21 protein-coding genes are annotated in these 24,119 nt (G+C 36.6%); 14 read left to right on the top strand and 7 right to left on the bottom strand.

The features are described 5' to 3' along the window. Nucleotides 1-387 precede the first annotated feature (387 nt). The 9 genes from AO843_RS06090 to rlmH all read left to right on the top strand — a co-directional run bounded on the left by AO843_RS06090 (nucleotide 388) and on the right by rlmH (nucleotide 10,009). Complete coding sequence (locus AO843_RS06090; RefSeq protein WP_054610276.1) at nucleotides 388-1,851, top strand: M23 family metallopeptidase; 1,464 nt, start codon at nucleotides 388-390, stop codon at nucleotides 1,849-1,851. 213 nt (nucleotides 1,852-2,064) lie between these two features. After that, the gene (gene yycF, locus AO843_RS06085; RefSeq protein WP_054610243.1) at nucleotides 2,065-2,775 is read left to right on the top strand and encodes a response regulator YycF; all 711 of its coding nucleotides are present in this window, start codon (nucleotides 2,065-2,067) and stop codon (nucleotides 2,773-2,775) included. A gap of 5 nt (nucleotides 2,776-2,780) precedes the next feature. Continuing rightward, nucleotides 2,781-4,646 (top strand): cell wall metabolism sensor histidine kinase WalK, encoded by a 1,866-nt coding sequence (walK, locus tag AO843_RS06080; RefSeq protein ID WP_054610242.1) that lies wholly within the window; start codon nucleotides 2,781-2,783, stop codon nucleotides 4,644-4,646. Beyond that, entirely contained in the window at nucleotides 4,643-5,968 is a 1,326-nt protein-coding gene (locus AO843_RS06075) for a YycH family regulatory protein (RefSeq protein WP_231630086.1), read from the top strand. The genes walK and AO843_RS06075 overlap by 4 nt, the downstream gene beginning before the upstream one ends. After that, nucleotides 5,955-6,776: a two-component system regulatory protein YycI gene (locus AO843_RS06070; protein WP_054610240.1), complete on the top strand. Its 822-nt coding sequence runs from the start codon at nucleotides 5,955-5,957 to the stop codon at nucleotides 6,774-6,776. The genes AO843_RS06075 and AO843_RS06070 overlap by 14 nt, the downstream gene beginning before the upstream one ends. Then, complete coding sequence (locus AO843_RS06065; RefSeq protein WP_054610239.1) at nucleotides 6,776-7,564, top strand: MBL fold metallo-hydrolase; 789 nt, start codon at nucleotides 6,776-6,778, stop codon at nucleotides 7,562-7,564. Before AO843_RS06070 ends, AO843_RS06065 begins: the two co-directional genes overlap by 1 nt. A gap of 166 nt (nucleotides 7,565-7,730) precedes the next feature. Beyond that, nucleotides 7,731-9,029 (top strand): S1C family serine protease, encoded by a 1,299-nt coding sequence (locus AO843_RS06060; protein WP_054610238.1) that lies wholly within the window; start codon nucleotides 7,731-7,733, stop codon nucleotides 9,027-9,029. Nucleotides 9,030-9,274: 245 nt separating this feature from the next. Further along, nucleotides 9,275-9,439 carry a CxxH/CxxC protein gene (locus AO843_RS23940; protein ID WP_082389401.1) on the top strand — a complete coding sequence of 55 codons (165 nt, stop codon included), beginning with the start codon at nucleotides 9,275-9,277 and terminating at the stop codon, nucleotides 9,437-9,439. A 90-nt stretch (nucleotides 9,440-9,529) separates the two neighbouring features. Next, on the top strand, nucleotides 9,530-10,009 hold the full coding sequence (gene rlmH, locus AO843_RS06055) for a 23S rRNA (pseudouridine(1915)-N(3))-methyltransferase RlmH (RefSeq protein WP_054610237.1): 480 nt from the start codon (nucleotides 9,530-9,532) through the stop codon (nucleotides 10,007-10,009). Nucleotides 10,010-10,365: 356 nt separating this feature from the next. On the opposite strand, the gene AO843_RS06050 is transcribed toward rlmH, so the two are convergent. Then, nucleotides 10,366-11,310: a DMT family transporter gene (locus tag AO843_RS06050; protein ID WP_054610275.1), complete on the bottom strand. Its 945-nt coding sequence runs from the start codon at nucleotides 11,308-11,310 to the stop codon at nucleotides 10,366-10,368. A 135-nt stretch (nucleotides 11,311-11,445) separates the two neighbouring features. Then, nucleotides 11,446-12,045 carry a nitroreductase family protein gene (locus AO843_RS06045; RefSeq protein WP_054610236.1) on the bottom strand — a complete coding sequence of 200 codons (600 nt, stop codon included), beginning with the start codon at nucleotides 12,043-12,045 and terminating at the stop codon, nucleotides 11,446-11,448. Nucleotides 12,046-12,202: 157 nt separating this feature from the next. Here AO843_RS06045 and AO843_RS06040 point away from each other — a divergent pair, with 157 nt between their 5' ends. Together AO843_RS06040 and AO843_RS24495 are read left to right on the top strand one after the other, a co-directional pair. Beyond that, entirely contained in the window at nucleotides 12,203-13,072 is an 870-nt protein-coding gene (locus AO843_RS06040) for a LysR substrate-binding domain-containing protein (protein ID WP_054610235.1), read from the top strand. A 48-nt stretch (nucleotides 13,073-13,120) separates the two neighbouring features. Continuing rightward, entirely contained in the window at nucleotides 13,121-13,261 is a 141-nt protein-coding gene (locus AO843_RS24495) for a hypothetical protein (RefSeq protein WP_156313939.1), read from the top strand. Between the two features lie 243 nt (nucleotides 13,262-13,504). Here AO843_RS24495 and AO843_RS06035 read toward each other — a convergent pair whose 3' ends face one another. The 3 genes from AO843_RS06035 to AO843_RS06025 form a co-directional block, all read right to left on the bottom strand. Next, nucleotides 13,505-13,918 (bottom strand): type VII toxin-antitoxin system HepT family RNase toxin, encoded by a 414-nt coding sequence (locus AO843_RS06035; protein ID WP_054610234.1) that lies wholly within the window; start codon nucleotides 13,916-13,918, stop codon nucleotides 13,505-13,507. Beyond that, on the bottom strand, nucleotides 13,911-14,321 hold the full coding sequence (locus tag AO843_RS06030) for a type VII toxin-antitoxin system MntA family adenylyltransferase antitoxin (protein WP_054610233.1): 411 nt from the start codon (nucleotides 14,319-14,321) through the stop codon (nucleotides 13,911-13,913). The genes AO843_RS06035 and AO843_RS06030 overlap by 8 nt, the downstream gene beginning before the upstream one ends. 270 nt (nucleotides 14,322-14,591) lie before the next feature. After that, nucleotides 14,592-15,578, bottom strand: a complete 987-nt coding sequence (locus AO843_RS06025) for a LysM peptidoglycan-binding and 3D domain-containing protein (RefSeq protein WP_054610232.1) — start codon at nucleotides 15,576-15,578, stop codon at nucleotides 14,592-14,594. A gap of 231 nt (nucleotides 15,579-15,809) precedes the next feature. On the opposite strand from AO843_RS06025, the gene AO843_RS06020 reads away from it, so the two are divergent. After that, nucleotides 15,810-16,436, top strand: coding sequence for a hypothetical protein (locus AO843_RS06020; protein ID WP_054610231.1), 627 nt, complete (start codon nucleotides 15,810-15,812; stop codon nucleotides 16,434-16,436). Nucleotides 16,437-16,948: 512 nt separating this feature from the next. Then, nucleotides 16,949-17,137 carry a hypothetical protein gene (locus AO843_RS06015; RefSeq protein WP_054610230.1) on the top strand — a complete coding sequence of 63 codons (189 nt, stop codon included), beginning with the start codon at nucleotides 16,949-16,951 and terminating at the stop codon, nucleotides 17,135-17,137. A gap of 321 nt (nucleotides 17,138-17,458) precedes the next feature. Here AO843_RS06015 and AO843_RS06010 read toward each other — a convergent pair whose 3' ends face one another. Further along, the gene (locus AO843_RS06010) at nucleotides 17,459-21,391 is read right to left on the bottom strand and encodes a S8 family serine peptidase (protein WP_231630085.1); all 3,933 of its coding nucleotides are present in this window, start codon (nucleotides 21,389-21,391) and stop codon (nucleotides 17,459-17,461) included. Nucleotides 21,392-21,804: 413 nt separating this feature from the next. Next, complete coding sequence (locus tag AO843_RS06005; RefSeq protein WP_054610229.1) at nucleotides 21,805-22,989, bottom strand: MFS transporter; 1,185 nt, start codon at nucleotides 22,987-22,989, stop codon at nucleotides 21,805-21,807. Between the two features lie 313 nt (nucleotides 22,990-23,302). On the opposite strand from AO843_RS06005, the gene AO843_RS06000 reads away from it, so the two are divergent. Continuing rightward, nucleotides 23,303-24,112 carry an MBL fold metallo-hydrolase gene (locus tag AO843_RS06000; protein ID WP_054610228.1) on the top strand — a complete coding sequence of 270 codons (810 nt, stop codon included), beginning with the start codon at nucleotides 23,303-23,305 and terminating at the stop codon, nucleotides 24,110-24,112. Nucleotides 24,113-24,119: the final 7 nt, after the last annotated feature.

The raw sequence follows: 24,119 nt of genomic DNA, 5'->3' as shown, positions 1-24,119 counted from the left end.
TTTGTGAATCACTCAAGTTAATCGCTCCAATCCAATAGTGTACCTTCTTTTATAGTTTATCGGAATATTAAAAAACTAAAAAGTATTAAGCCTAAATTCATTTGAAAAAATAATAGACTACCTTACCAATGGCTAAGTATATTTTCTCCTTTACAGCTTCAGACAAAGAATAATTTAATTTATAGCCATTTAATGAATAAAAATACATTATTATTCAACTATATAAAATATATTCTATGTAACAATTAGTAGATAAATAATACATTTACATTACAAAAGGGTGAAATCATTCAAACGAAATTTTCTTTATGGTACATTATAAGGGTGCAAAAAATCCTTGTGGGTAAATCATCCTACCACAGGGGGAAGTTGGAAGGGGCTTTATTGATGAATTCGTTTTGGAATAAAAAAGAAGAAAACAATAGATTCACCTACAATTTTTCTTCTTTTAAAAAGGTTTCAATCATTGCAGTACTAATGACAAGCCTAACGATAAATATGGGTTTTGCTAAAGAACATACGAAAGAAAGTTTAAATAAAATATACCATGTCTATGTGGGAAATGATTATATTGGTGCAGTGTCTAATGAGAAGGCAATTCAAGAAATTATTGCATCGAAAGAAAAAGAAGCGAGTCAGCAATTCAAAGAATTATCTATTGATGCTAGCTCTGCTGTTAAAATAATCCCAGAGCAAGTTTTCACGAATGAAACAAAAGATGCAGAAATATTATCGAAACTAAAGCAATCTTTAGTAGCCAAATCTGATGCTTTTACATTACTAGTAAATCATAAGCCAGTCGTATCATTAAAAAATACAGAGGCCTATGAAAAAACTGTTCAATTGTTGAAGCTACAATATATTTCTCAGCAAGAGTTAGATAAATTGGCGAAAAACCAGCAATCTACAAGTAATTTACCAGCATTACAAACTGGAGAATCGCGTCTATTAGATATTTCGTTTAAACAGGAAGTTTCAGGGCTATCTCAGAAAGTTACACCAACTCAAATAGTAACACCTGAGCAAGCAGTAAAATATTTAATGACAGGCTACCTTGAACAAGATAGCTATAAAATTCAATCAGGTGATGTATTAGGTTCTGTTGCTAAAAAACATAATTTAACTACAAGTGAACTGCTAGCTTTAAACCCAGATATAACAGTTGACACTGTTTTACAAATTGGACAGGAAGTAAATGTAACAGTAGCGAAGCCATTTGTAAATCTTGAGGTAAAAAAGAAAAAGAAAGTGGCAGAGGTTATTCCATTCAAAAAAGTAGTGGAAGAAGATCCGACAATGTATAAAGGTGAAAAAGTAATCAAACAAGAAGGCGCTAATGGCAAAAAAGAAACAACATACGCCTTAACGTCTGAAAATGGTAAACAAACATCTAAAGTTGCATTAGAAGATAAAGTTGTCCAAGAGCCAGTGGATCAAATTGAAGTAGTTGGGACGAAGGTGATTTCTTCCCGTGGAACGGGTGAATTTTCATGGCCAGCAGTAGGGGGCTATATATCAAGTGGCATGGGTGAACGTTGGGGCACCTTCCACCGTGGTATCGATATTGCTCGTCCAAGTAACTATAATATCTTGGCTGCTGATAATGGTGTAGTTAGTGCAGCTGGTACTTCAGGTACCTATGGAAATCGCATTGTTATTAATCACAATAATGGCTATACAACGCTTTATGGACATCTATCCTCTATTAATGTTGAAGTAGGACAAGTAGTGGAAAAAGGCTCTGTTATCGGTATTATGGGTTCTACTGGAAATTCGACAGGCACACATTTACACTTTGAAGTTGAAAAGAACGGTTCCTTAGTTAATCCGCTATCCTATGTAGGTCGATAAACATTTTGAATAGTAGACAGTCCAAATAGTGGGCTGTCTTTTCTATTATTTCCCGAGAAATATTTGGTGAATTATAGCCTATTATGTCACAGTATTTTAAGTGATTGATGATCGATTAATGCATAGAACCTGAAAGCATGATAGAGTTAAGAGTAGTGAATTTACAAATAAACATTGTTTAAGAATAGATAAAAAGCGAAAGGGAGAGAATGTATGAACAAAACAATCCTAGTTGTTGACGATGAGAAACCAATCGCAGATATTTTGCAATTTAATTTAATAAAAGAAGGCTATAAAGTTATTTGTGCTTATGATGGTGATGAGGCACTAAAGAAGGTTGAGGAGGAGCAACCAGATTTAATGCTTTTAGATATTATGCTTCCAAAGCGTGATGGAATGGAAGTTTGTAGAGAGATACGAAAAAAATATGACTTCCCTATTATTATGCTGACAGCTAAAGGCTCTGAGATTGATAAAGTATTAGGCTTAGAAATGGGTGCAGATGACTATGTCACTAAGCCATTTAGTACACGAGAGCTTATTGCTCGTGTAAAGGCAAATATGCGACGCTTACAAGTAGTTGCTCCTGCAGAAGAGGCTGAAGAGGAATCTAACGAGATTGTTGTAGGATCTCTTGTTATTCAACCAGATGCCTATTTAGTAATGAAGCGTGATGAGGCAATTGAGCTTACGCATCGAGAGTTTGAGCTGCTACATTATTTAGGGAAACATATTGGGCAAGTAATGACACGTGAACATCTACTACAAACTGTATGGGGTTATGACTATTTTGGTGATGTCCGTACTGTTGATGTAACAATTCGTCGTTTACGTGAGAAAATTGAAGATAATCCGAGTCACCCTGCTTGGATTGTCACAAGACGTGGTGTAGGTTATTATTTACGAAATCCTGAACAGGAGTAATAGGAATGCAGAAAGTGAGCTTCTTTAAATCCATTCATGTCAAACTAGTGCTGATTTATATTTTATTAATATTGCTTGCTTTACAAATTATCGGTATTTATTTCGCTCGTCAGTTAGAACAAAATTTGAAGAGCAACTTCCAAGATTCTATTTTTCAGCGAGTTGACCTGATGCAATATAGTCTTCGTGAGGAAATTTTAAAGGAACGCGATGAAAGTATGCCTAAACTAGAGGAAAGCTTAAAGTCTATTGTGACAGAGTTTTCTACTGGTTTAAGGGATGTTTCGAATGGAGATATTTTAGAGATTCGTGTTATTGATAATAGACAGCGAATCCTTGCAACATCCGAGCTAGAAAATCAAAATTTAATTGGGCAACGCTCCAATACAGATCTAGTGCGCCGAGCTATATCGGCTGAAACACTCTTCGATATTATTAAACTGGACAATAAAACGAGAAATCGAGTGTGGGTATTAGCGAACCCTATTCGAGCTGGTGCAGGACCAGATGATGAAATTATTGGTGTACTCTATATTGAAGCCAATATTGAATCCGTTTTTGAACAATTGAATGATATTAATCAGATTTTCCTTGGTGGTACGGCAATGTCCTTGGTCATTACCATCTTCTTAGGTATTCTTGTGGCACGAACAATTACACAGCCAATTGCTGATATGCGGAAGCAAGCTCAAGCGATGGCAAAGGGCAACTATTCTCGCAAAGTAAGAGTATATGGTACAGATGAAATAGGCCAGCTTGCCATAACCTTTAATCATTTAACGAATCGTTTGCAAGAGGCTCAATCCACTACTGAAGCAGAGCGGCGAAAGTTAGATTCAGTTCTTAGTAATATGACAGATGGCGTTATTGCTACAGATCGTAAGGGACGTATTATTTTAATCAATGACCCAGCGCTGGAATTGCTGCATATTTCAAGAGATATTACATTAGGACGTCCCATTGCCTCTGTGTTGGGGATTGATCAGGAATATAGCTTTGAAGATTTAATTCATATGAATGATGCAGTTAATTTAAATTTCAGTACGTCAGATGCACCTTATATATTACGTGCGAATTTCTCTGTTATCCAAAAAGAGACAGGCTTTATAAACGGTCTCATTACTGTACTGCACGATATAACGGAGCAGGAAAAGATAGAAATGGATCGTCGAGAGTTTGTATCGAATGTGTCGCATGAGTTAAGAACACCTTTAACAACAATGCGAAGCTATTTAGAGGCGCTGGCAGATGGTGCATGGAAAGATGAAAATATTGCCCCTACATTTTTAAATGTAACGCAAACAGAAACAGAGCGTATGATTCGTCTAGTAAATGATTTATTGCAATTATCACGAATGGATAGTTCAGATTATGAGTTGAATAAAGATATTGTCTTATTCAATTCATTCTTTAACCGAATTATAGACCGTTTTGAAATGGCTAAGTCTGATAAAGTACAGTTTGCACGATTATTCCCTGAAACCTCCTTTTATGTAGAATTAGATACGGATAAGGTGACACAGGTCATTGATAATATCATTTCAAATGCCATCAAATATTCGCCAGACGGTGGTAATATTCGCTTTGGCTTTACTGGACAAGGAGACATGCTGAAGGTCATGATTTCAGATGATGGTATGGGGATCCCTAAAGAAAATGTAGGACGTATTTTTGATCGCTTCTATCGTGTTGACCGTGCACGCGCTCGTTCCATGGGAGGAACAGGTTTAGGGCTAGCTATTGCGCGGGAAATGATTGAAGCGCATGGAGGTAAAATTTGGGCCGAGAGTGACGAAGGACAAGGCACAACAATTTTCTTCACATTACCATATGATGCAGATGAATTTGGTGAGGCAGGTGAATGGGAATGAAATATATAGAGCCAGTTAAATCTGTTGTATTATTTCTACTTGTCATGCTAAGCGTGGTCCTAACCTTTTTGATTTGGACATACACACCTGATTATAAATATATTGAAAATACCGAGCGGAAGGAAATTTTAATAAAGCCGCAAAAGGAAATGGAGGATATTATTCGTCCATACAAGGCTATTTTCCGTTTTGATGAAGAATTTACAGGCACAGTCTCTAACAATGCTATGAAAAATATGATGAAAACATTTAAAGGCTGGAATGTTCTAGATTTAGTGCCTGTAAACAACAATCTTTCGGCAAACTATGTGAATCAGATCGTTGGCGCTGACCATCGAATGACAATCTTTTTTACTGGTGAAGTTCCATTTTTAGCCTTTAACACGATTTTTCAGTTTGCTGAAAAAGAGTTACCAGAAACAACCTTTAATCGTATGATTATTGATTGGAGTAATTCTAATTCAAAGGAATTAATGATTTATTACATTAGTAGTAATAACCAATCATTATTCCGCTCACGTGTGAGTGTTCCAAACATGACTCAATTTTTACAAGAAGTCATAGAGCCTGCCAAAAAGTATGAAGCGTATAAAGAAGTAGAGCGAGATGGTTACACATCACTATATGTGGTTAACGATAAAATTGAATCAATAAAATATACGTATTTTATTGAAGATATTACACCAGAACTATTTAAAAATGTGTTATTCCAAGATCCAAATATTGTGCAGCGCAATGTTGAAAGTGCATCCTCTGAAAAATATACAGATGGTATGTCGTTGATGACATTAGATACAAATCTCAAATCATTAAACTATGTTTATCCAGCTGCAGAAAGCAGTATAAAAATTGAGCCATCAAAGCTGTTAAAGGATAGCTTTGAATTTATCAATGAGCACGGTGGGTTTACCGCAGATTTCCGCTATGCTTCAACAAGCACTAATAAAAACCAAATGGACTATCAAATGTATTTGCAAGGTTTCCCTGTTTATAGTAATCATGTCCTTACAAAAATGACGACGATTTGGGGAGATAGCCGAATTTTCCATTATAAGCGTCCATATTTCGCATTAGACATGGATATTTCGTTAGAGAAGGAAATTAAAGAATTACCTTCTGGTGGAGAAGTTGCAGAGAGATTAAAAAATACGAACAACATTGCCTTATCAGATATTGATGAAATTGTTCTCGGCTATTATTTAACACAAAATCAAGAACAGAATATCTTTATATTTGAACCTTGTTGGTTTGTGATTCGTAATGGTTCATGGATTAAACTAACGCCTGAAATATTAGGAGGTGTTAAAAATGGATTGGAATAGAACAAAATCTATTTTTATATTCGTTTTTTTAATTTTAAACATCTTCCTGTATTCATTTTATGTAAATCGCTATAATGAAGCGAAAGATATTGAGGTACCTGGTGAAAAAACAATTGAAGCTCGTTTAAAAGATGACAATATAACGTATGGAACATTACCTAATAATATTGAAACTGCTTCCTACATTTCAGCCCAAGTACATAAGTTTACGAAGGCTGAATTTAATAGTAACAATCAACAAATTATCCCTACGGATGATAATACAAAGGTTCGTGTTATTTTCATGAAGCCCATTAAATTACGTAATGTGAATGAGGATTCAAGCTTTACAGATTTTGTCCTTGCGAACATTTATGAGGGGGCATCATATGCTTTATGGAAAATAGATCGCGAAGAACGCATCGCAATTTTTTCCCAGAAGACTAATAACCGGATGTTCTATTACAATGGATCCTTAAAGATTAAATGGAATGCAAACAATGAAGTAACGATGTATGAACAAACAATGATTGATAATATTGAGGAAATGGAACAACAAGAAACAGTCATTCCACCACTTCAAATTATCCAAACTTTGTATGCAAAAGGACCGCTCAAGCCAGACTCGAAGATTACGCAAATGAAGTTAGGTTACTCAACGCTTGTTAAATTAACTCGTACACAGGTAATGGTACCAACATGGGAAGTTCGAGTGAAACTATCGGATGGAGAAACAGAAGAGTATTTTGTCAATGCAGTAGAGGGCAAAGTCATTGAACTCCAAGAAGACAAGCAAGAGGGCGAAGAAGAAGACTGGGGAGTTGAATAATGCGATTTAGTGTTTTAGCAAGTGGCAGTACAGGGAATTCGATTTATGTAGAGAATGACGATTATGCCTTTATCGTTGATGCTGGCCTTAGTGGAAAAAAGATGGAGCAGCTATTTACAAAAATCGATCGTAATATGAAGCAGCTTAGTGGTATTTTCGTTACACACGAGCATAGTGATCATATTAAAGGGATAGGCGTGCTGGCACGAAAATATAATGTACCGATTTATGCAAACGCCAAAACATGGAAGGCAATGGACGGGCTAATTGGCGATATTCCTGTAGAGCAACGTTTTGAATTTGAAATGGATACAGTGAAGCACTTTAGTTCTTTAGCTGTTGAATCCTTTGCTGTTTCACATGATGCAGCAGATCCAATGTTCTATACTTTCCACGAGGATAATCGAAAGCTTGTCATCATTACAGATACAGGGTATGTCAGTGATCGTATGAAGGGTATCATACGTGGTGCAGATTCATTTGTTTTTGAAAGCAATCATGACGTGAATATGCTTCAAATGGGACGCTACCCTTGGTCCATTAAACGTCGTATTTTAAGTGATGTAGGACATGTATCCAATGAGGATGCAGCTATTGCAATGAGTGAAGTTGTATTTGATAAGACTACCAATATCTATCTTTCGCATTTAAGTAAGGATAATAATATGAAAGAGCTGGCACGCATGAGCGTATCACAAACCTTACAGTCATGTGGCATCATGGTAGGCGAGCATGTTCATCTTTTTGATACAGATGCAGAGGAGCCAACAAAATTGGTAACGGTTTAACTACTAGTTATATAGGTAAAACTTATAGCTGTTCAACGTATTTTCAGTAAATGCGTTGGGCAGCTATTTTTATGTCCATTTTATTTGTTTTTCATCTGATTTTAATGTTTGAATCGTAAGATTAGGGTAACAACTAACAAAAGCAGTATATGAAAGGATGAAGAACATGAGTTACTTTCAAGATGATGATAAAAACAGTGATTTCTTAAAAAATGATGAAATACCGAAATCACCACTTCAAGAAAGACTAGAGCGCGAGGAGCAAGAAATGCAGGCTAAGCGTCATAAAAAGAAAGGCGGTGGCGGAGGAAAAGGCGGCTATTTCTTTAGTGGTCTTATCGGCGTCATTATAGGTGCCTTACTTGTTTGGTTGATGATGCCTGGTCTGGTCAATCAAATGCCTGGTACAACAACAAATAGTACAGGGAAAAATAACACAACCATTAATCAAGTTGCCACTGAGGTAACGACGGATGTTACAAAAGCAGTTGATAAAGCTTCACCAGCCGTTGTTGGAATTACAAATATTCAAGAAGTAACAAGCGGAGGATTTTGGAGCCCGCAATCAACAACAACAAAAGAAGCAGGAAGCGGTTCAGGTGTTGTTTATAAAATTGAAGGTGACAAAGCCTTTATCGTAACAAATAACCACGTTATTGAAGGGGCAAAACAGTTAGAGGTTACAATGCCTGATGGATCGAAGGAGCAAGCGCAATTAGTGGGTCATGATGTTTGGACAGACCTTGCAGTCATTTCAATTAGCTCAAAGAATGTAAAAACAGTAGCGACATTTGGTAACTCTGATGTGTTAAAACAAGGTGAAACAGTTATAGCAATTGGTAATCCACTTGGCTTAGACTTTTATGGCTCTGTGACAACAGGTGTTGTTTCAGGTAAAGATCGTTCTGTTCCAGTAGACTTAAATGGTGATGGCACAGAAGACTGGCAACAAGAAGTATTACAAACCGATGCAGCCATTAACCCAGGGAATAGTGGAGGAGCACTTGTCAATTTAGCAGGAGAATTAATAGGTATTAATTCCATGAAAATTGCTGAATCCTCCGTTGAAGGTTTAGGTTTCTCTATTCCAATTAATTCAGCTATTCCAATAATTGAGGAGTTAGAGAAAAATGGTGAGATGAAACGTCCAACAATGGGTATTTCGTTAGCAGATCTAACAGATGTTCCAGCCTTCTACCAACAACAAACATTAAAATTACCAGCAGAGGTGACAACAGGTGTTGTTATAACAGATGTAATGAATAACTCACCAGCATCAAAAGCAGGTGTCCAACAGTATGACGTTATTGTTGAAATGGATGGTCAAAAAATTGAAACAGCCATTGATTTACGTAAACATTTATATAATGACAAAAAAATTGGTGATAAATTAACATTAAAAGTTTACCGCCAAGGTAAATTAGTAGAACTATCACTAACATTAACAAACGGTAATTCATTGTAAAGAAAAGGTGAAAGCGGTGGGGATTAAACAAAATCTCCACTGCTTTTTTGTGAAGATGAAGAGGATCTTTAATAAAATATTGTGGATAACTAGAAAATTGCGAATACTGATATAACACAATAAACAGTGAGTAAAAGGCACTTCTTCCATACATGGCATTCCTTTGTTACAATAGGTTGTGGATAACATAGACTGAAATGTGAATAAGTTTGTGGAAATTTCGGAAAATAAGGAGACATCAAAAAATGGAAAAATACAGCTGTGAAAGCCATATAGATCACGCTTTAGACATGTTTGTAGCAGAGCAAAAAGCGTTCCCAATTATGGATAAAATCGAAGAGGATAAAAAGTTATCCACAAAGTGTAGCTACTGTGAACAGTCAGCAGAATATATTGTATCAAGTAAATAACTTTACACAATATATAGCAATAGCATGTGGATATGTTGATAACTTCTGTGGATAATTTGTTTGTAAATGAATTGTAAAGGTGGATAACGTGTGAATATAACGATTGTATCAGTCGGCAAACTAAAAGAAAAGTACTTAAAAATGGGTATCGAAGAGTACGTAAAACGACTTGGCGGCTATGCAAAAATGGATTTGATTGAGGTACCAGATGAAAAGGCACCCGAACAACTAAGCGACGCTGAAATGGATATCGTTAAGAAAAAGGAAGGAGAACGTATACTAGCCAAAATTAGTCCAGACACTTATGTAATTGCCCTCGCCATCAATGGCAAAATGAAAACTTCTGAACAAATGGCTACTGATCTAGAATCGCTCATGACCTACGGCAAAAGCAAAATTGCCTTCGTTATCGGCGGCTCCCTTGGCCTACATGAGGACGTTCTAAAACGAGCCGATGAACAGCAATCCTTTGGAAAAATGACCTTACCTCACCAGCTCATGAAGCTCGTACTAGTGGAACAGATTTATCGAAGTTTTAGAATTATGAAAGGTGAACCGTATCATAAGTAAGTGCGGTTTTTGACTCATATTTAATGTAATAGCTTGTGCCTTTTCTTTTACAAGTTGTTCCGTTGCATATACGTGAAACCAACGTTCACTAGTGTGTAAGGAAGCTCAAATTTAATAGACTGATAACACAAAGCGAAAACTCCAAAGGTGATTTGTCTAGACAACAATTACGATTCGTGAGTTTTCGCTTTATGTCGTTATTTGAAACAATCTTTATAAGCAAACGCTTCTCAAATTGTATCTAGTGTATATAATGTTTCGTTTAAAGCACGCTGTAATTGCCAAAAATCATCTTGCACTTTAAGGGTGCTTGCTTTTCTTACATCGATAAATGTATGCTATTTTCAAACTTCTGGTTAATCCTCATTTGCTTGTCGAGGAATAGCATAGGCTCTTTCACTTTTTTGCTTAGCATTATAGTTTGATCCTAAAACACCCAGGAGAATAATGATTGTACCGAAAATATGATAGGATTGAATCGTTTCGTTTAAGAAAAGGACGCCAGCAATAATCGTAATTAATGTAGCTAAATTATTAAAGACACTCATTTTTGACGCTTCAATTTGCGAAAGTGCATAATTGGAGAAAAAGGAAGTTCCTAAAGATGAAAGTGCTCCAAGGTAAACAATAGCGATGATAAACGTTCCGCTTGAGAACGGTTCGATGAATTGATGCATCGTTTTCGTTATCATATGATTTCCAATAGCTACAATGTTAAAAAAGATAAAACCAAAGAACGTCATAACGTAAGTTATCGTAAAAAATGAGTAATGTTGCACAAGTTTACGTGCTAAAACGGTATTGTAAGCACCAGTAAGGGCTGACAGTAACATAAGGAAAATTCCTTTTACATTTTGTGAACCTGTATCTGCTCCATTCATAACAAAAATGAAAATGACACCTGAGACCGATAATAACACCGAGACCTTTTGTAATGGTACTGTATGTTCTTTCAAATATACTGATGCTAAAATCAGTGTGAAAATCGGTACAGTAGCTAGAATAATACCAGCTTCTGAAGAAGAAGCATAGACTAGACCGAACGTTTGAAATGTGAAAAACAAAGTAGGATAAATTAAAGCTAACGGAAGAATCTTACATACGTCCTTCTTTGTCACATTTAAGCGAATCTTTTTCAAGACAATAATAGCAGTAGCGATAACAAAAGCTATAGAAAAGCGGTGTGCCAGTGTATCAAGCGGTGAAGACGCAACAAGGCTCAGTTTTACGAACATAAATGAAAAGCCGATGATGAGTGCATACATGGTTGCTGCGAAATAAGCTTTTGTTTTTTTAGACATTTTTACAAAGACCCCAATCCTTTTATCCTGCATTATCGGGCAATAACCCCCCACCTCAAAATTTAGCTGTCGGAAAAAAATTAGGTGGGAGATAAAAAAACTACCACGGATTAAAGTTTTACTTTAGTAGGTATATTAGCGAAACACTTTAAAGCGCTCTTCATTTGCCAAAAATTCTTTTTCACTTGGCACTTCTTCGATACTTCCAAATGGCATTTGTGCAGTTAATTTCCAATTATCAGGAATTCCCCATTCGTCTTTCACATTTTGATCGATAAGTGGATTGTAGTGTTGAAGGGAGGCACCTAGTCTTTCTTGTGCTAATGCCATCCATACAGAATGCTGCGCAATTCCGGTTGCTTGTTCAGACCAGATAGGGAACTGTTCTGCGTATAGAGAGAATTGATTTTGATACTGTTGAATGACGTCTTGGTCTTCAAAAAATAAAATGGAAGCGAAGCCTGCACGGAAAGAGTCTATTTTTTCTTCTGTTCGGGCAAAGTTTTCTACTGGAACAATTGAGCGTAACTGTTCTTCGACTAGGTCCCATAATTTATCATGATGTTCGTTAAATAAAATCACTGCTCGTGAAGTTTGTGAGTTAAAAGCAGTTGGACTATGCTTTATTGCCTCCATAATAGTGTCTTGAAGTATTCCTTCAGACTGTTCTACATTTTTTCCTAGAGCGTAAATTGAACGCCTCTTTTCCATCAATTCAATATATCTGTTCTTCATATTTGTAAACTCCTTTTCTAATAATTTTTCACCACAGTATCCTACCTAAGTTCCTTTCCTTTTTAATACGTTCATTGTAAAATTTGAAATATAATAGTTCAATACTATTTTTTCTATACAAACAATAGGTTTTGGCTATAGAAAAGGAGAAGTTGATATGGAAATTAGACAATTAAATTACTTCCTTATGCTGTGTAAGGAGTTACATTTTTCTGAAGCTGCTTTTAAATTGGGGATTTCTCAACCGACGTTAAGTCAGCAGATACGTGTCCTAGAGGGGGAAATAGGGGCACCATTATTCGATCGAATTGGCAAAAAAACAGTGAAAACGGAAGCTGGTGAGTTACTTGAGCACTATGCTCTAAAAGTTCATCAGGATTTAGAAAATGCCAAGAAAGCTATCTCTGATTTGATAGATTTAAACAAGGGACATTTGCGCATAGCAATACTGCCTTCGGATCTTGATTATCGCTTAACCGAGATTTTAATTGATTTTCGAAAGGAATTCCCCAACACGAAAGTGCAAGTATTTCCGACAATAGAAAGTTTAACAAAAGTGCTAGGTAATGTAGTGGATATTGGCATTGGTTTAAAGGTAGAAGCAAATTCTTATTTAGAGCGTATTCCATTCTATACGGAGAGATACAGTCTATTTGTGAATGAAAATCATGACTTATCTCAGAGGAAGAGCGTCAAACCAGAAGAGTTGGTAGATATACCACTTGTTATGTATCCTCAAGGGAAATGTGGTCGTGACCTAATCGATAAATGGTGCGATGGACAAGGAATAACGATTAATAGTGTTATGGAAACTGGCTCGGCTACATCATTATTTCAACTCGTTCAAAAAGACATTGGTGCTACTATTCAACCTAGCCAACTTATCGAAAACTTCCAATCGCTAGGTATTCGATCAATACCCATTGAAAATGCACCAACGAGGGAACTTGATATCTTCTATCGTAACGACAAATATTTGAGTAAAGCAGCTGAAGGTTTCATGAAAAGAGTTATAGAACGATTTTAGAAGTAGAGCACTGATTTACTTCTACAATCATTTAAACGATTCATCGACATGTTAAAATGGATGCGCACACCTTTCAAAATTCAAGAGCAAATGAATGCTTTAATGAGTTGGGACGGTAGGGAAGTACAAGCATTACACCCAATCGTTCGTGGTGCGTTGTTACATAGTAAGTCAGGTTTTATCGTATGATTTTTATCAGTAGCTAGACATATTCAGATAAAATGAATATGTCTATTTTTTAAAATCTCGTAACGCTTAAACAGTTCGCTAGTTGTTTGGGTAAAAGGGGGAGAGACATGGACTTTGAGGAAATCTATCAGGCATATTTCCATGATGTGTATTTTTATATGAGATCACTAGTGTCAGATGAAAATATTGCAGTAGAAATTACACAAGAACAGTTTCTATAATATCGTCTTCGAAAGATAGCCATTATATATTATTGTCTACTTGCAAAATAACCTTCGCAAATTCCTTAAAATCATTAATATGCTTCTCTAAAATTGCTTCTAAGATAGCGAGCTCCAGGGCCTGATAATCATGTACAGCAATGTTACGGAAACCGACCATATTCATCAGGGTTTTTGCTAAAGGAGCATCAATCAAGTCAGCTTCCTGCAATAGTTTAAACCCTTCACGACTAGCTTTTGGCACGCCAAGTTTACGTTCGCTGACAATATGCATTGCTAAATCAATGCTCGCCTCGCAAGCTCGTTGAATATTTAAAATGATGCTATCCTGCTTCGTGAAATCCTTTAAATTGTATGGATTACCTTCATATACCTCATGAATACGATTCACACAACGTTCAATCGTTGTCGTTTTATTTAAAATGACATCATTCATCGCCAAATACACTTCCTCGTTCTTTTATTGCATCTATAATTGGAGCACGTTGCTCATTCAAGGTTGCATACATACTATATGCCCGTATTTTTTGACGCGAAAATTCGTTTTCATTTTTTATATAAATCGGCACACCTTCAGAAAAAATTTGCATTGTGAAAACGGTATCAATTTGTTTAATATCGACAAGGTCTACTTCGCGGCCAGAGAGTATTGCTAAGTCTCCGGCAAGCGTAAAACGTTCATAGGATGAAAGCTGCTGCTCACTAAAATAAGCAAGGTCAATATCGCTATCTTGACGAGCAGTCCCTTTGGCAAAAGAGCCAAATAAAATAATGAAAGCTGGATTCAATTGTTCATTAATTGTTTTTATTAACTGCTGTTCAACTTCTCGATTTAACATGCTATCACCGTCCTTTATTTTATTATAAAGGTTAGACGAAAAAACCGCACTTAAATCCATTACGGTGAACCGTATCATAAGTAAGTGCGGTTTTTAAATGAACCACCTGGAACGTTGAGAAGAAGCAAGTGACAATAACGAACCTATTGGAAAGGCTGAGAAAAATAAGCAAAAAAGAACCAAATCTGGTTCTTTTTTTGCTTATTAAGGTTTTAAGTCACCTTTTTGTACATATATAGAAATCCTAAGGATCGGCTGGTAATAGATATGTTAGTCTAATATTGTGACCTTTAATTGTTTTACTCCAAAATTAATGGCATCTTGTTGAGAAGGAAAAAAGACATCGATTCGTTTTCCTTTAATGGCACCGCCAGTATCCCCTGCGATTGCCTCACCATAGCCTTCCACATAAACTTTACTACCCAGTGGAATTACAGCTGGGTCAACGGAGATGATCTTTGCATTTGGGTTTGTTTTAAGGTTAATTCCAGTAGCGGTAATACCGGAACATCCCTCACATGAAGCCGTATAGGCTGAAGCTTCTACTATAAGTTCCTTTGAAGCAGTATTATTTGTTGATGGAGCAGTTGCTTCAGGTGCATTCTCCTTTGAAGCAGTATTACTTGTTGATGGAGCAGTTGCTTCAGGTGCATTCTCCTTTGAAGCAGTATTACTTGTTGATGGAGCAGTCGCTTCAGGTGCATTTTCCTTTGAAGCAGTATTACTTGTTGATGGAGCGGTCGCTTCAGGTGCACTATCCTTTGAAGCTGTTTTACTTGTTGATGAAACAGTTTCTTTAGGTTTACTCTCCATTGCAGTTGTATTATTTGTTACTGAAGTTGTAGTTTCCTTTGCTGCATGAGCTGCAGGCTTCATTGGTTTGTCAGTTACAGCCGTACTCGTTTTCGTACCATCAATAATGGATAGATTAAAACCCGGATGAATAAGGTCCGTATGTAAATGATTCCATTCTTTAATTTGCGAAACAGTGACTTGATGATCTAGGGCTATGTCCCATAGTGTATCACCTTGCTTAACGGTATATTGTTGTGCAATGGTAAGGACATCGTCAGGGTGAATAAGGTTAGTAGTAATATGATTCAATGTTTTGATATTTTCTACAGAAGTATTATGTGCACGAGATAAATCCCAAAGAGTATCTCCTTTTTGTACGGTAATGGTTGCTGCTTGAGCATTAGCACCTAAAGTTGCAGAAAGTATTGCAACTGGTACAATTGAAATTATTTTTTTAAGCATTCATTAATCCTCCATGTGCGTTCTTAGTTGTTAATGTAAAATCATCGTAACATAGATTTTTCTGAGAAAAAGAACAAGGAGATGTTAATTTGATTTCGTCCATGGCATTTATATTGCAATAATATTGCTAATATTAAATGATACTATTTCCGTGATGCAGATACCTGATTCATTAAGGGCTAAATGTGATAATGTATATACTTAAATAAATTTAATAAATGAGGGATAATCATGTCAGTTGTGAATCTGTTAGCTTCTCAACTAAGTCGAAATGATGAAATGCCAAATATTGAGCTGGCACATAGTTTAGCTAATGAAGAAAATTATACGGGCATAGAAGAAATAATTAAAAACCTAACTTGCAAGGATAAAAAGATTCAATACGATTGTATTAAAGTAGCGTACGAAATTGGGCAAGTTAAACCAGAACTCATAAGTAAGTATGTCCTGACTTTTATAGAGTTGCTAAAAAGCCGTAATAATCGTTTGGTCTGGGGAGGAATGACGGCATTAGCAACGATTACCGAGGAAGCAACAGAAACCATTATGGCTCATCTTGATATATTAAAAAGTGCTATGAAAGTTGGTTCAGTTATTACAATTGATAAAGGTGTCCTAACTCTTGCGAAGCTAGCTGCTGTCAGTAAGGAAAACAATGATGTGATTTTTCCAATATTACTCCATCACCTTGAGAATTGCAGACCAAAGGAAATTCCACAGCATTCGGAAAGTACACTTTTAGCCGTAACAGATGAAAATAAAGAGGAATTATTGAATGTGTTACGAAAAAGAGAAAAATACCTAACAGCACCACAATTAAAAAGAGTCAAAAAGATTTATAAAACATTAGAAGCTTAATAAAAGTAATTTTCAAGGTAATAGTATGAAAGAATTTAAAAAATGCCGAAGCTGTGCCATACCATTAAAAAAATTGGAGATCGTGGTATAGGAGAAAAATTTAAATAAAAGTTGTATGATTGTAAGTATTGTTATTAAGAAGGGGAATTCACGCAAAAGGACATATTGGTAGACGAAATGAAACGATTTGTAAAAGATAAGTGCATTGAAATGGGTTTTCCGAAGTTTTTGCAGGTATGTTTGTAAAAAACTTTCACAAATTAGAGAGGTGGAAATGAGCATTACAATTAAAGCAATATTTAATGTAAACCTCATTTAGATATATTACGATGAACCATATCATAAGTAAGTGACCGATTTGATTTGTATTTCTACTAAAGTATCTATTGTATCTTTAAAGTGTTCTTGCGATTACGAATGAAACGAGGATTTTGCAGTTCCATATAATTCTCCTGAATTTAACTATTTTAAAATTGTAATTATTCAAGTTATAAACAAAAAGGACGGATGTAATGAAATATAATAAATCAATTATGCTAAAGCTTATCAATGAACATCGAACGTTGCATGATGAATTAAAAAAGCTAAAATCTGAAATGGGTTTAGAGAAAAATTTTGCAGTAAAGGCATTGTATCATTCATATGTTGCAGAGGAAGGCCCATACATGAAAGAATACCAGGATTTAGAGCGATTATCATAAATCGTGGTGCCACTAACAAGTGGTTGGGGAGATAATTAAAAATTTTTAGTTAAATTAAAACCAAAGTAGGAGTGGCAAACGGTAAATTTTCCGAAGCTTATGGACGCTATCTACTATGGAGAATTTGACTTTGTCAAAGTAACGAAAGAAAAAATGCAAACATGGGAAGAGCTTCTACAACAAATGTCGTTAATTTAGGAGAGATAAAGTGGACCTGATTTGTAACAAATATGGCAAGAAAGTTTAAAGGGATTGCTTTATAAAATACCAAAAAGAGAAATTGCACAATGCAATTTCTCTTTTTGCTTGAACTGAAATTGATTATAACTTGTCTTCGGTAACTTCATTATTATTTTTATTGCCGTTGCCATTGCCGTTGCCATTGCCGTTGCCATTGCCATTGCCATTGCCGTTGCCATTGCCGTTGCCGTTGCCATTGCCATTGCCGTTGCCATTGCCATTGCCGTTGCCGTTGCCATTGCCGTTGCCATTGCCGTTGCCATTGCCGTTGCCATTGCCATTGCCATTGCCGTTGCCATTGCCGTTGCCGTTGCCGTTGCCATTGCCATTGCCGTTGCCATTGCCATTGCCGTTGCCGTTGCCATTGCCGTTGCCATTGCCGTTGCCATTACCATTGTCATTCCCTGGCTTTACAACCAACACATCAAATGTTAGTGTGTGCTCACCATACGTTACCGTAATCGTCGTAGTACCTTGACCTTTTCCTTTTACAGCCCCTGCTTTTACAGTAGCTATCTTATTATCTGCTACTTCGTAGGTTGCAAGATTTGTAACATCCTTTTCTGTTGTTGTACCATCAAAAGTAGTTACTTCAGTAATCTTAACTGTAACTTCCTTACCTATTCTAGTTTCAACCTGAGCTTGGTCAATTTCTAGTGTTACTATTGGTGCTTCTACAACAGGTGCTTTAACTGTAACATTTATAGTAACTTCATTATCACCGTATGAAATAGTAATTGTAGTCGTGCCCTCACCTACAGCAGTTACTAATCCATTTACTATTGTTGCAACATTTCCATCTCCAACAACATAAGTAGCTTTTGAAGTTACATCTTCTTCTGTTGCCTCACCTTCTGCAGGTGTAGACGTTTCTGTTACCGTAAGTTGTGCAGTTTCTCCAGCTGTTAGGTCTAGCTCAGTTGGATTGACAGAAAGCGCTACTACTGGTTCTACTACTTCTTTTTCATATATTTTTGCTTCACCAACATTCCCGGCAGCATCATGAATTAATACTGATACAGCATTAGTTTCTGCTGTTACTGGGAATGTGAAGCTACCGTCTTGATTTAATTCAAAAGCAACTGGTGCTTGTACTTCGCCATTTACCGTCGAAATATAGGAAGCTTTTAATTTATCATTTAAATTGTAATTTAAACCGTATAAATATAGCTCTTCATTGTAGTCGATATACTTATCTGTTACCTGTCCTGTAGCGACACCTTCAGCTACTGAACCAGTAATTTCTGGTTTAGTCGTTTTCACGATAATTGGTCCAATATAATCGGAAACTGCTCCTGATGCTGAAAGACCAGTAAAGTCAATTGTATAGAGACCATCTGGAATTGTTGTGGCAGGTTCTGTTCCCCATGGTTTGTACTGCCCACCAATATTCAGTGTATAAGAGCCCTTTCCTAGTGCAGTACCTGCATGTAGATAACCAATGTAACCGTCTCCGTATTCTCCACCATCAGGATTCATAATATCCCAAAGCTCAATATAGTTAGTTGTTACATCTCCAGTTAATGTGAATGAAAGTACCGCTGAATCTTTCACTCCATCCCCGTTAAAGGATAGGTCTGTTTCTGTAATCTTAAAATCTTTAAGTTCCGTTACTGCCTCGCCGCCAAAGTCAGCTGCGAATGGTAATGAAATTTCTGTAGCTCCACCGCTGATGTAAATATACCCTAGCATTTCAGAGCCATTTGGTGCCGTAGCTTGTGAAGCAGTTAATGTAATATTTAAAACTTGCTCACCAGCTAGATTAAATGTCGGTTGGTCGACTGTAACAGTTGCATCACCAAATGTTTTTGTCACATCAATTGAAACATTATAATTGCCGCCATTGCCTTTAATATCTTTTACTAAAACTTGTTTCGTTACTGAAATATCCTGGTCTTTAAGTGATTGTGGACCAAAAGTAACTGTACCTTTCAAGTTTTCTGAAACTGCACCAGATCCATCTAAAATTGCACTATCAAGTGCATAGGCAAGAATTTCTGGATGCGCTGCTGCATAAGCATTTACACGCCCTGCACCTTGAGAAAACACATCGTATTCTGTTTTATCTAAAACCTTTGCTGTATTAGAAAGCGCCACTTTAATGTCGAACGCGTTCCAATCGGGATTTGCTTGTTTAATTAATGCAACAATGCCTGTAATATGTGGTGTTGCCATAGAAGTTCCTGTTTTACGATCATATGCTTTTCCATAATCTGCATCAGGGAAATCCTTTTTGTACATTGGAATCGTTGACATAATGTTTGTTCCAGGCGCACTTACATCTGGTTTAATATCAAAGTTTGGTGTAGATGGTCCACGTGAACTTGAAGAGTATACTTCATCTCCCAGTGTCTTTGTGGAAGCAAATTGACTAAAGCTTACTTTTCCGGTCCCGTTTGCTAATGCAGCGCGAATTGCATCGCCATCTGTTTGGGACATATCAAATGTTGGCAGAAAATCAAATGAATCACCGAGGAGTGTGCCTGAAATGTTCGGTGCATTCGTTCCACCAGCAAAGTTATGAATTATTGTTGCGACCGCTCCATTTGCTTTTGCGTTCGCAATTTTATCAACGAATGCGATACCGCCACGAGAAATCAATGCCACTTTACCTGCTACATCAATTCCTTCAAAGTCATTTACTTCCCCGTTTCCAGGAACAGCAACTAGGTCAAATTCTCCTTGAAGCTGTGCTGCTAAATTTCCCCCAAAGGTTGTCCCCATTAATGGAAGCTGTTTTGTTAAGTTGTAGTCGCCAACTGTAATATTCACTTCCCCGTTATATATTGTTTCAGGATTTGTAGTGTTACCAACAGCAATTCCTAAACGAGCGGTTGCAGGTGTGCCCATTGTTCCGCGATCTGGACCAGAGTTCCCTGTTGCAATTACTCCGATTGTCCCAGCAATCATTGCATTATTAATAGCAAATGAACCAGCATCCGTTTCAGAGTTAGGTCCCCCACCAAGTGAAAGGTTGATAATGTCCATTTTTTCTATTACAGCAGTTTCAATTGCTTTAACAATACCTGATGAAGCTCCACTTCCATATGCACCAAGAACACGGTAAGCATAAAGGTCTACTTTTGGAGCAATTCCTTTTATACCGAATTCGTTAGCTCCGATTGCTGCAATTGTTCCAGCAACATGTGTACCGTGAGATGTATAGAACGAGCTTCCTTTTTCATTAAATTCAGGTGTACCGACAGGACGCTCCGAAGGTAATGTTTCCGATGCGTCGTCATCTGCCCGAGGCTTCGTGTAAGCTGATGAATTTGGAATAAAGTTTTTCCCACCCTTGTAAATTCCAGCGAACTCAGGGTGATCTGTATCAATACCAGTATCTAATACTGCAACTTTAATTCCTTGTCCTTCAAGCCCTTCCTTCCAAAGCTCTTCGATGCCCAGGAAAGAATTACTTGTATTCATTTGAGCTTCTATTGGATCTTCCTTAATAAGTTCTGATGATTTCATTGTATTATCTTCTGATGCGTAAACAATTACATCAGGTTCGATTAATGTAATTCCTTCTATTGTAAGCAGTTTCGGGAGATCGTTTGCTTTTACAGTTGCCGCAAAGCCGTTTAAAACAGTATCAAATGTGTATCCTTGAGTCATCTGAACGTTTTTAGTAGCTAACTCTTTTTTTACTTGTGCTTGTTGTACTTTTACATTTGACCGAGCTTCATTTGCTTGGGCATTAGAGAATCTTTGGCCTTTGACTTGGCTTATCCCTTGCTCTAATGCAACAGGCTTTTCAGATAAATGAATGATGACTGCAACCTCTTGATTGCCTGATACATTTTGTAAGCTTTCGTGGAGAGTTGGACCATCTTTAGACAAGCTTAGCTGTTCAGCGATAGTCGCCTTTAGTTGAAGTATACTTTCACTTTGACTATCCTGCTTGAATGGTTTCGATTCTTCAGCACGAGCACTCGACAAAGGAACCAATAGAGAAAGCACCATAACGAAAGCTAGCATACTACTTAAGAACTTTGTAAACTTAAACTTTTTCAAATCTCATTTCCTCCTCCGCCTCTAATTGTCACACTTTTCAGTTTAGTGTGATATTTCCAATTTATCACAATTTAATTAGTTCGAGTATTGGAATATTTAAATATTATGAAATATTGATAATTAGTATCATTTTGAGAAGTATAGATTAAATCTATCTTCCTAGAAATTGAATAAAAAAGTAGAACTTTCAAATGAGAAATGCCTATCCAAATTTTTTCAATTAATCCTATCAAAACAGCCGATGTAGGTATAGTCGGTCGAGTAGTAGCTTATAGAAGAGGAGAGAGGCCATTATTGGAGGAGAAATCTTTTTAGAGTGTGGTTTTGGAAATAAAAATAACTGGCGATTTTTTTTACAAATCGCCAGCTAAGAGTGTTTGTAAACTATCTCAACAGTAAATGTCTTTCGTTTTTTATGTTGATTGTTTTTGATCTAAGTGATGACTAAAAAATGTTAGTAGACTTGCACAGACTGCAACGAGCCCACCGACCCATGTTACATTCATTAAATTCCCTTGATGATAGACAATTCCGCCTAATGCAGAACCAAAAGCGATACCTACGTTACTCGCAACGGGCATAAGTGAAGCGGCCAATCCTTTAGCACTTGGTTGGTAAATTTCAGCTAGATCAATTAAATAAAGCTGAGTAGATGTTGTTAGCAGGATCGCCATTAACGACATTAATCCGATGTTTACTAGTCCTAAAATAAAATGATTGGTAGTCCAAAATAAACATATTAGAACAATTGCCTGCACGAGAAAAACAAACCGAAGGCGACCGATAGGATTGTGATTGGCAATTTTGCCAGCGAGAATATTGCTGAATATCGAAATAAACCCATATCCAAAAAGGATGAAACTAATAGAATGATTTGGAGCCCCCATTCCCTTCAAAATAGGAACAAGGTACGTAAAGACCGCGTAAGTTGCACCAAATCCTAGGGCAGGAATGAAAAAGGCCATTAAAATACGTGGCTTGATTATGAGAGAAAACTGATCCCGTATGGAGCTACGTACTTGACTGAGCCCTTTTGGTAAGACGAAAAAGGATGCCCAAAATGCAACCCCTCCTAGTAAAGTGGTTAACATGAAAGTGGCATTCCATCCATACGAGTTGGAAATTACAATACCAATTGGTACCCCCACGACATTTGCCAGTGTGAAACCGCCGAAAACGAATGAAATGGCAAGTCCACGTTTGTTACTCGGCATGGTTTCGCTTGCAACAATCATGGCTAGAGAAATTAAAACGCCTGTTACAACCGCTGTCATAATACGAAGTAGCAACAGCATAATGTAGTTCGTAGAAATGATACACAAAGCATTAAAGACGATGAAAGATGCTATCAAAAACAACATCCATTTACGCTTTGGAAAGTGACTTGTTGCGGACATCACGAGTGGTGTAGCAACGGCAAATGTAAGGGCAAATGCAGAAACGAGTGTGCCTGCTTTTGCATTTGTCATTTGTAGACTTGAAGAAATATCAGTTAAGATTCCGACTATGACAAATTCACTTGTCCCCAGCACAAATGTTAATGAAGTAAGTGTTAAAATAAGTAACCAATGTCGCTTGGATAATTGTGTGTGGTGCATAAATACCTCTTTCTTAGATGAATATAGATGTGTCACAGAGTAGATAAACAACCTAAACATCATATCATAAAATATTTTTACAAGAAAAATCTTTCTAGATTGCATGGGGTTATTGGATTTCCACTATCGATAAGGTTACTGATTTTAATAGCTACATGAAATATGCTTAAACATCATTCCTGTTACGTTACACTTTTTCTTGAAGCAGGAATTTACTAAGTTTGCACGAATTTTTACATTAAGAAGCCTTGTTCAAAATCTACCATACTAACTCAAAGATGCTACCTTTAAAAGGGGAAAAGGAAGGTTCAAGATGATTCAATTCCAAAACAATACTATTACAGTTTTTCAAAGTGCATTATATATGACTACCTCGGCAATCATTCAAACGAATGAAGCAATCATTATGACAGATCCTAATTGGTTACCTAGTGAAATTCAAGAAATTCAAGATTTTATAAACAACATTCAAGGTGACAAACAACTATATATTATTTATACGCATAGTGATTTTGACCATATTATTGGTTCAGGAGCGTTTCCAAAGGCCAAGGTAATTGCCTCTAAACGATTTGATGACTATTCGAATAAAGCAGAAAGCGTTCAAAAAATTCATCAATTTGATCAGAAATATTATTTACATAGGAGTTATTTCCCTGTATATCCTACAGTTGATATTGTCGTTTCAGAGGATGGATATACATTAGAGTTAGATTCGATCACGATGACCTTTTATCAAGCCCCTGGTCACACAGATGATGGCTTATTTACAGTGATAGAGCCATTCGGGTTATTTCTTTCGGGCGATTACTTGTCCGATGTTGAATTTCCGTTCATCTTTAGCAGCTATAAGGATTATGTGAATACGATGAATAAGGCTGAAAAGATTTTACTTAATCATGCAATCACAACCCATATACCCGGTCACGGAATGACGACCCAAAATCAACAAGAAATTCAAAAAAGAATCGATAGCTCAAAGTATTACTTAACTCAGCTTCCGCAAGATAAAGGAGAGTTAGAAAATTATTTAAGGAGTGAGTATTCATTTTTTGAGGGAATGAAAAGCATTCATACTGACAATAAAGAGATGATCTATAAAGAAAGTTCAGAAGAGCAGTAGTCTTCTA

Origin of the sequence: Lysinibacillus sp. ZYM-1, from assembly GCF_001308875.1 — a bacterium.
In the GTDB taxonomy this organism is placed as follows: domain Bacteria; phylum Bacillota; class Bacilli; order Bacillales_A; family Planococcaceae; genus Lysinibacillus.
Note: the sequence above shows the minus strand (reverse complement) of the source record. Positions and strands in the feature narration are given on the sequence as shown.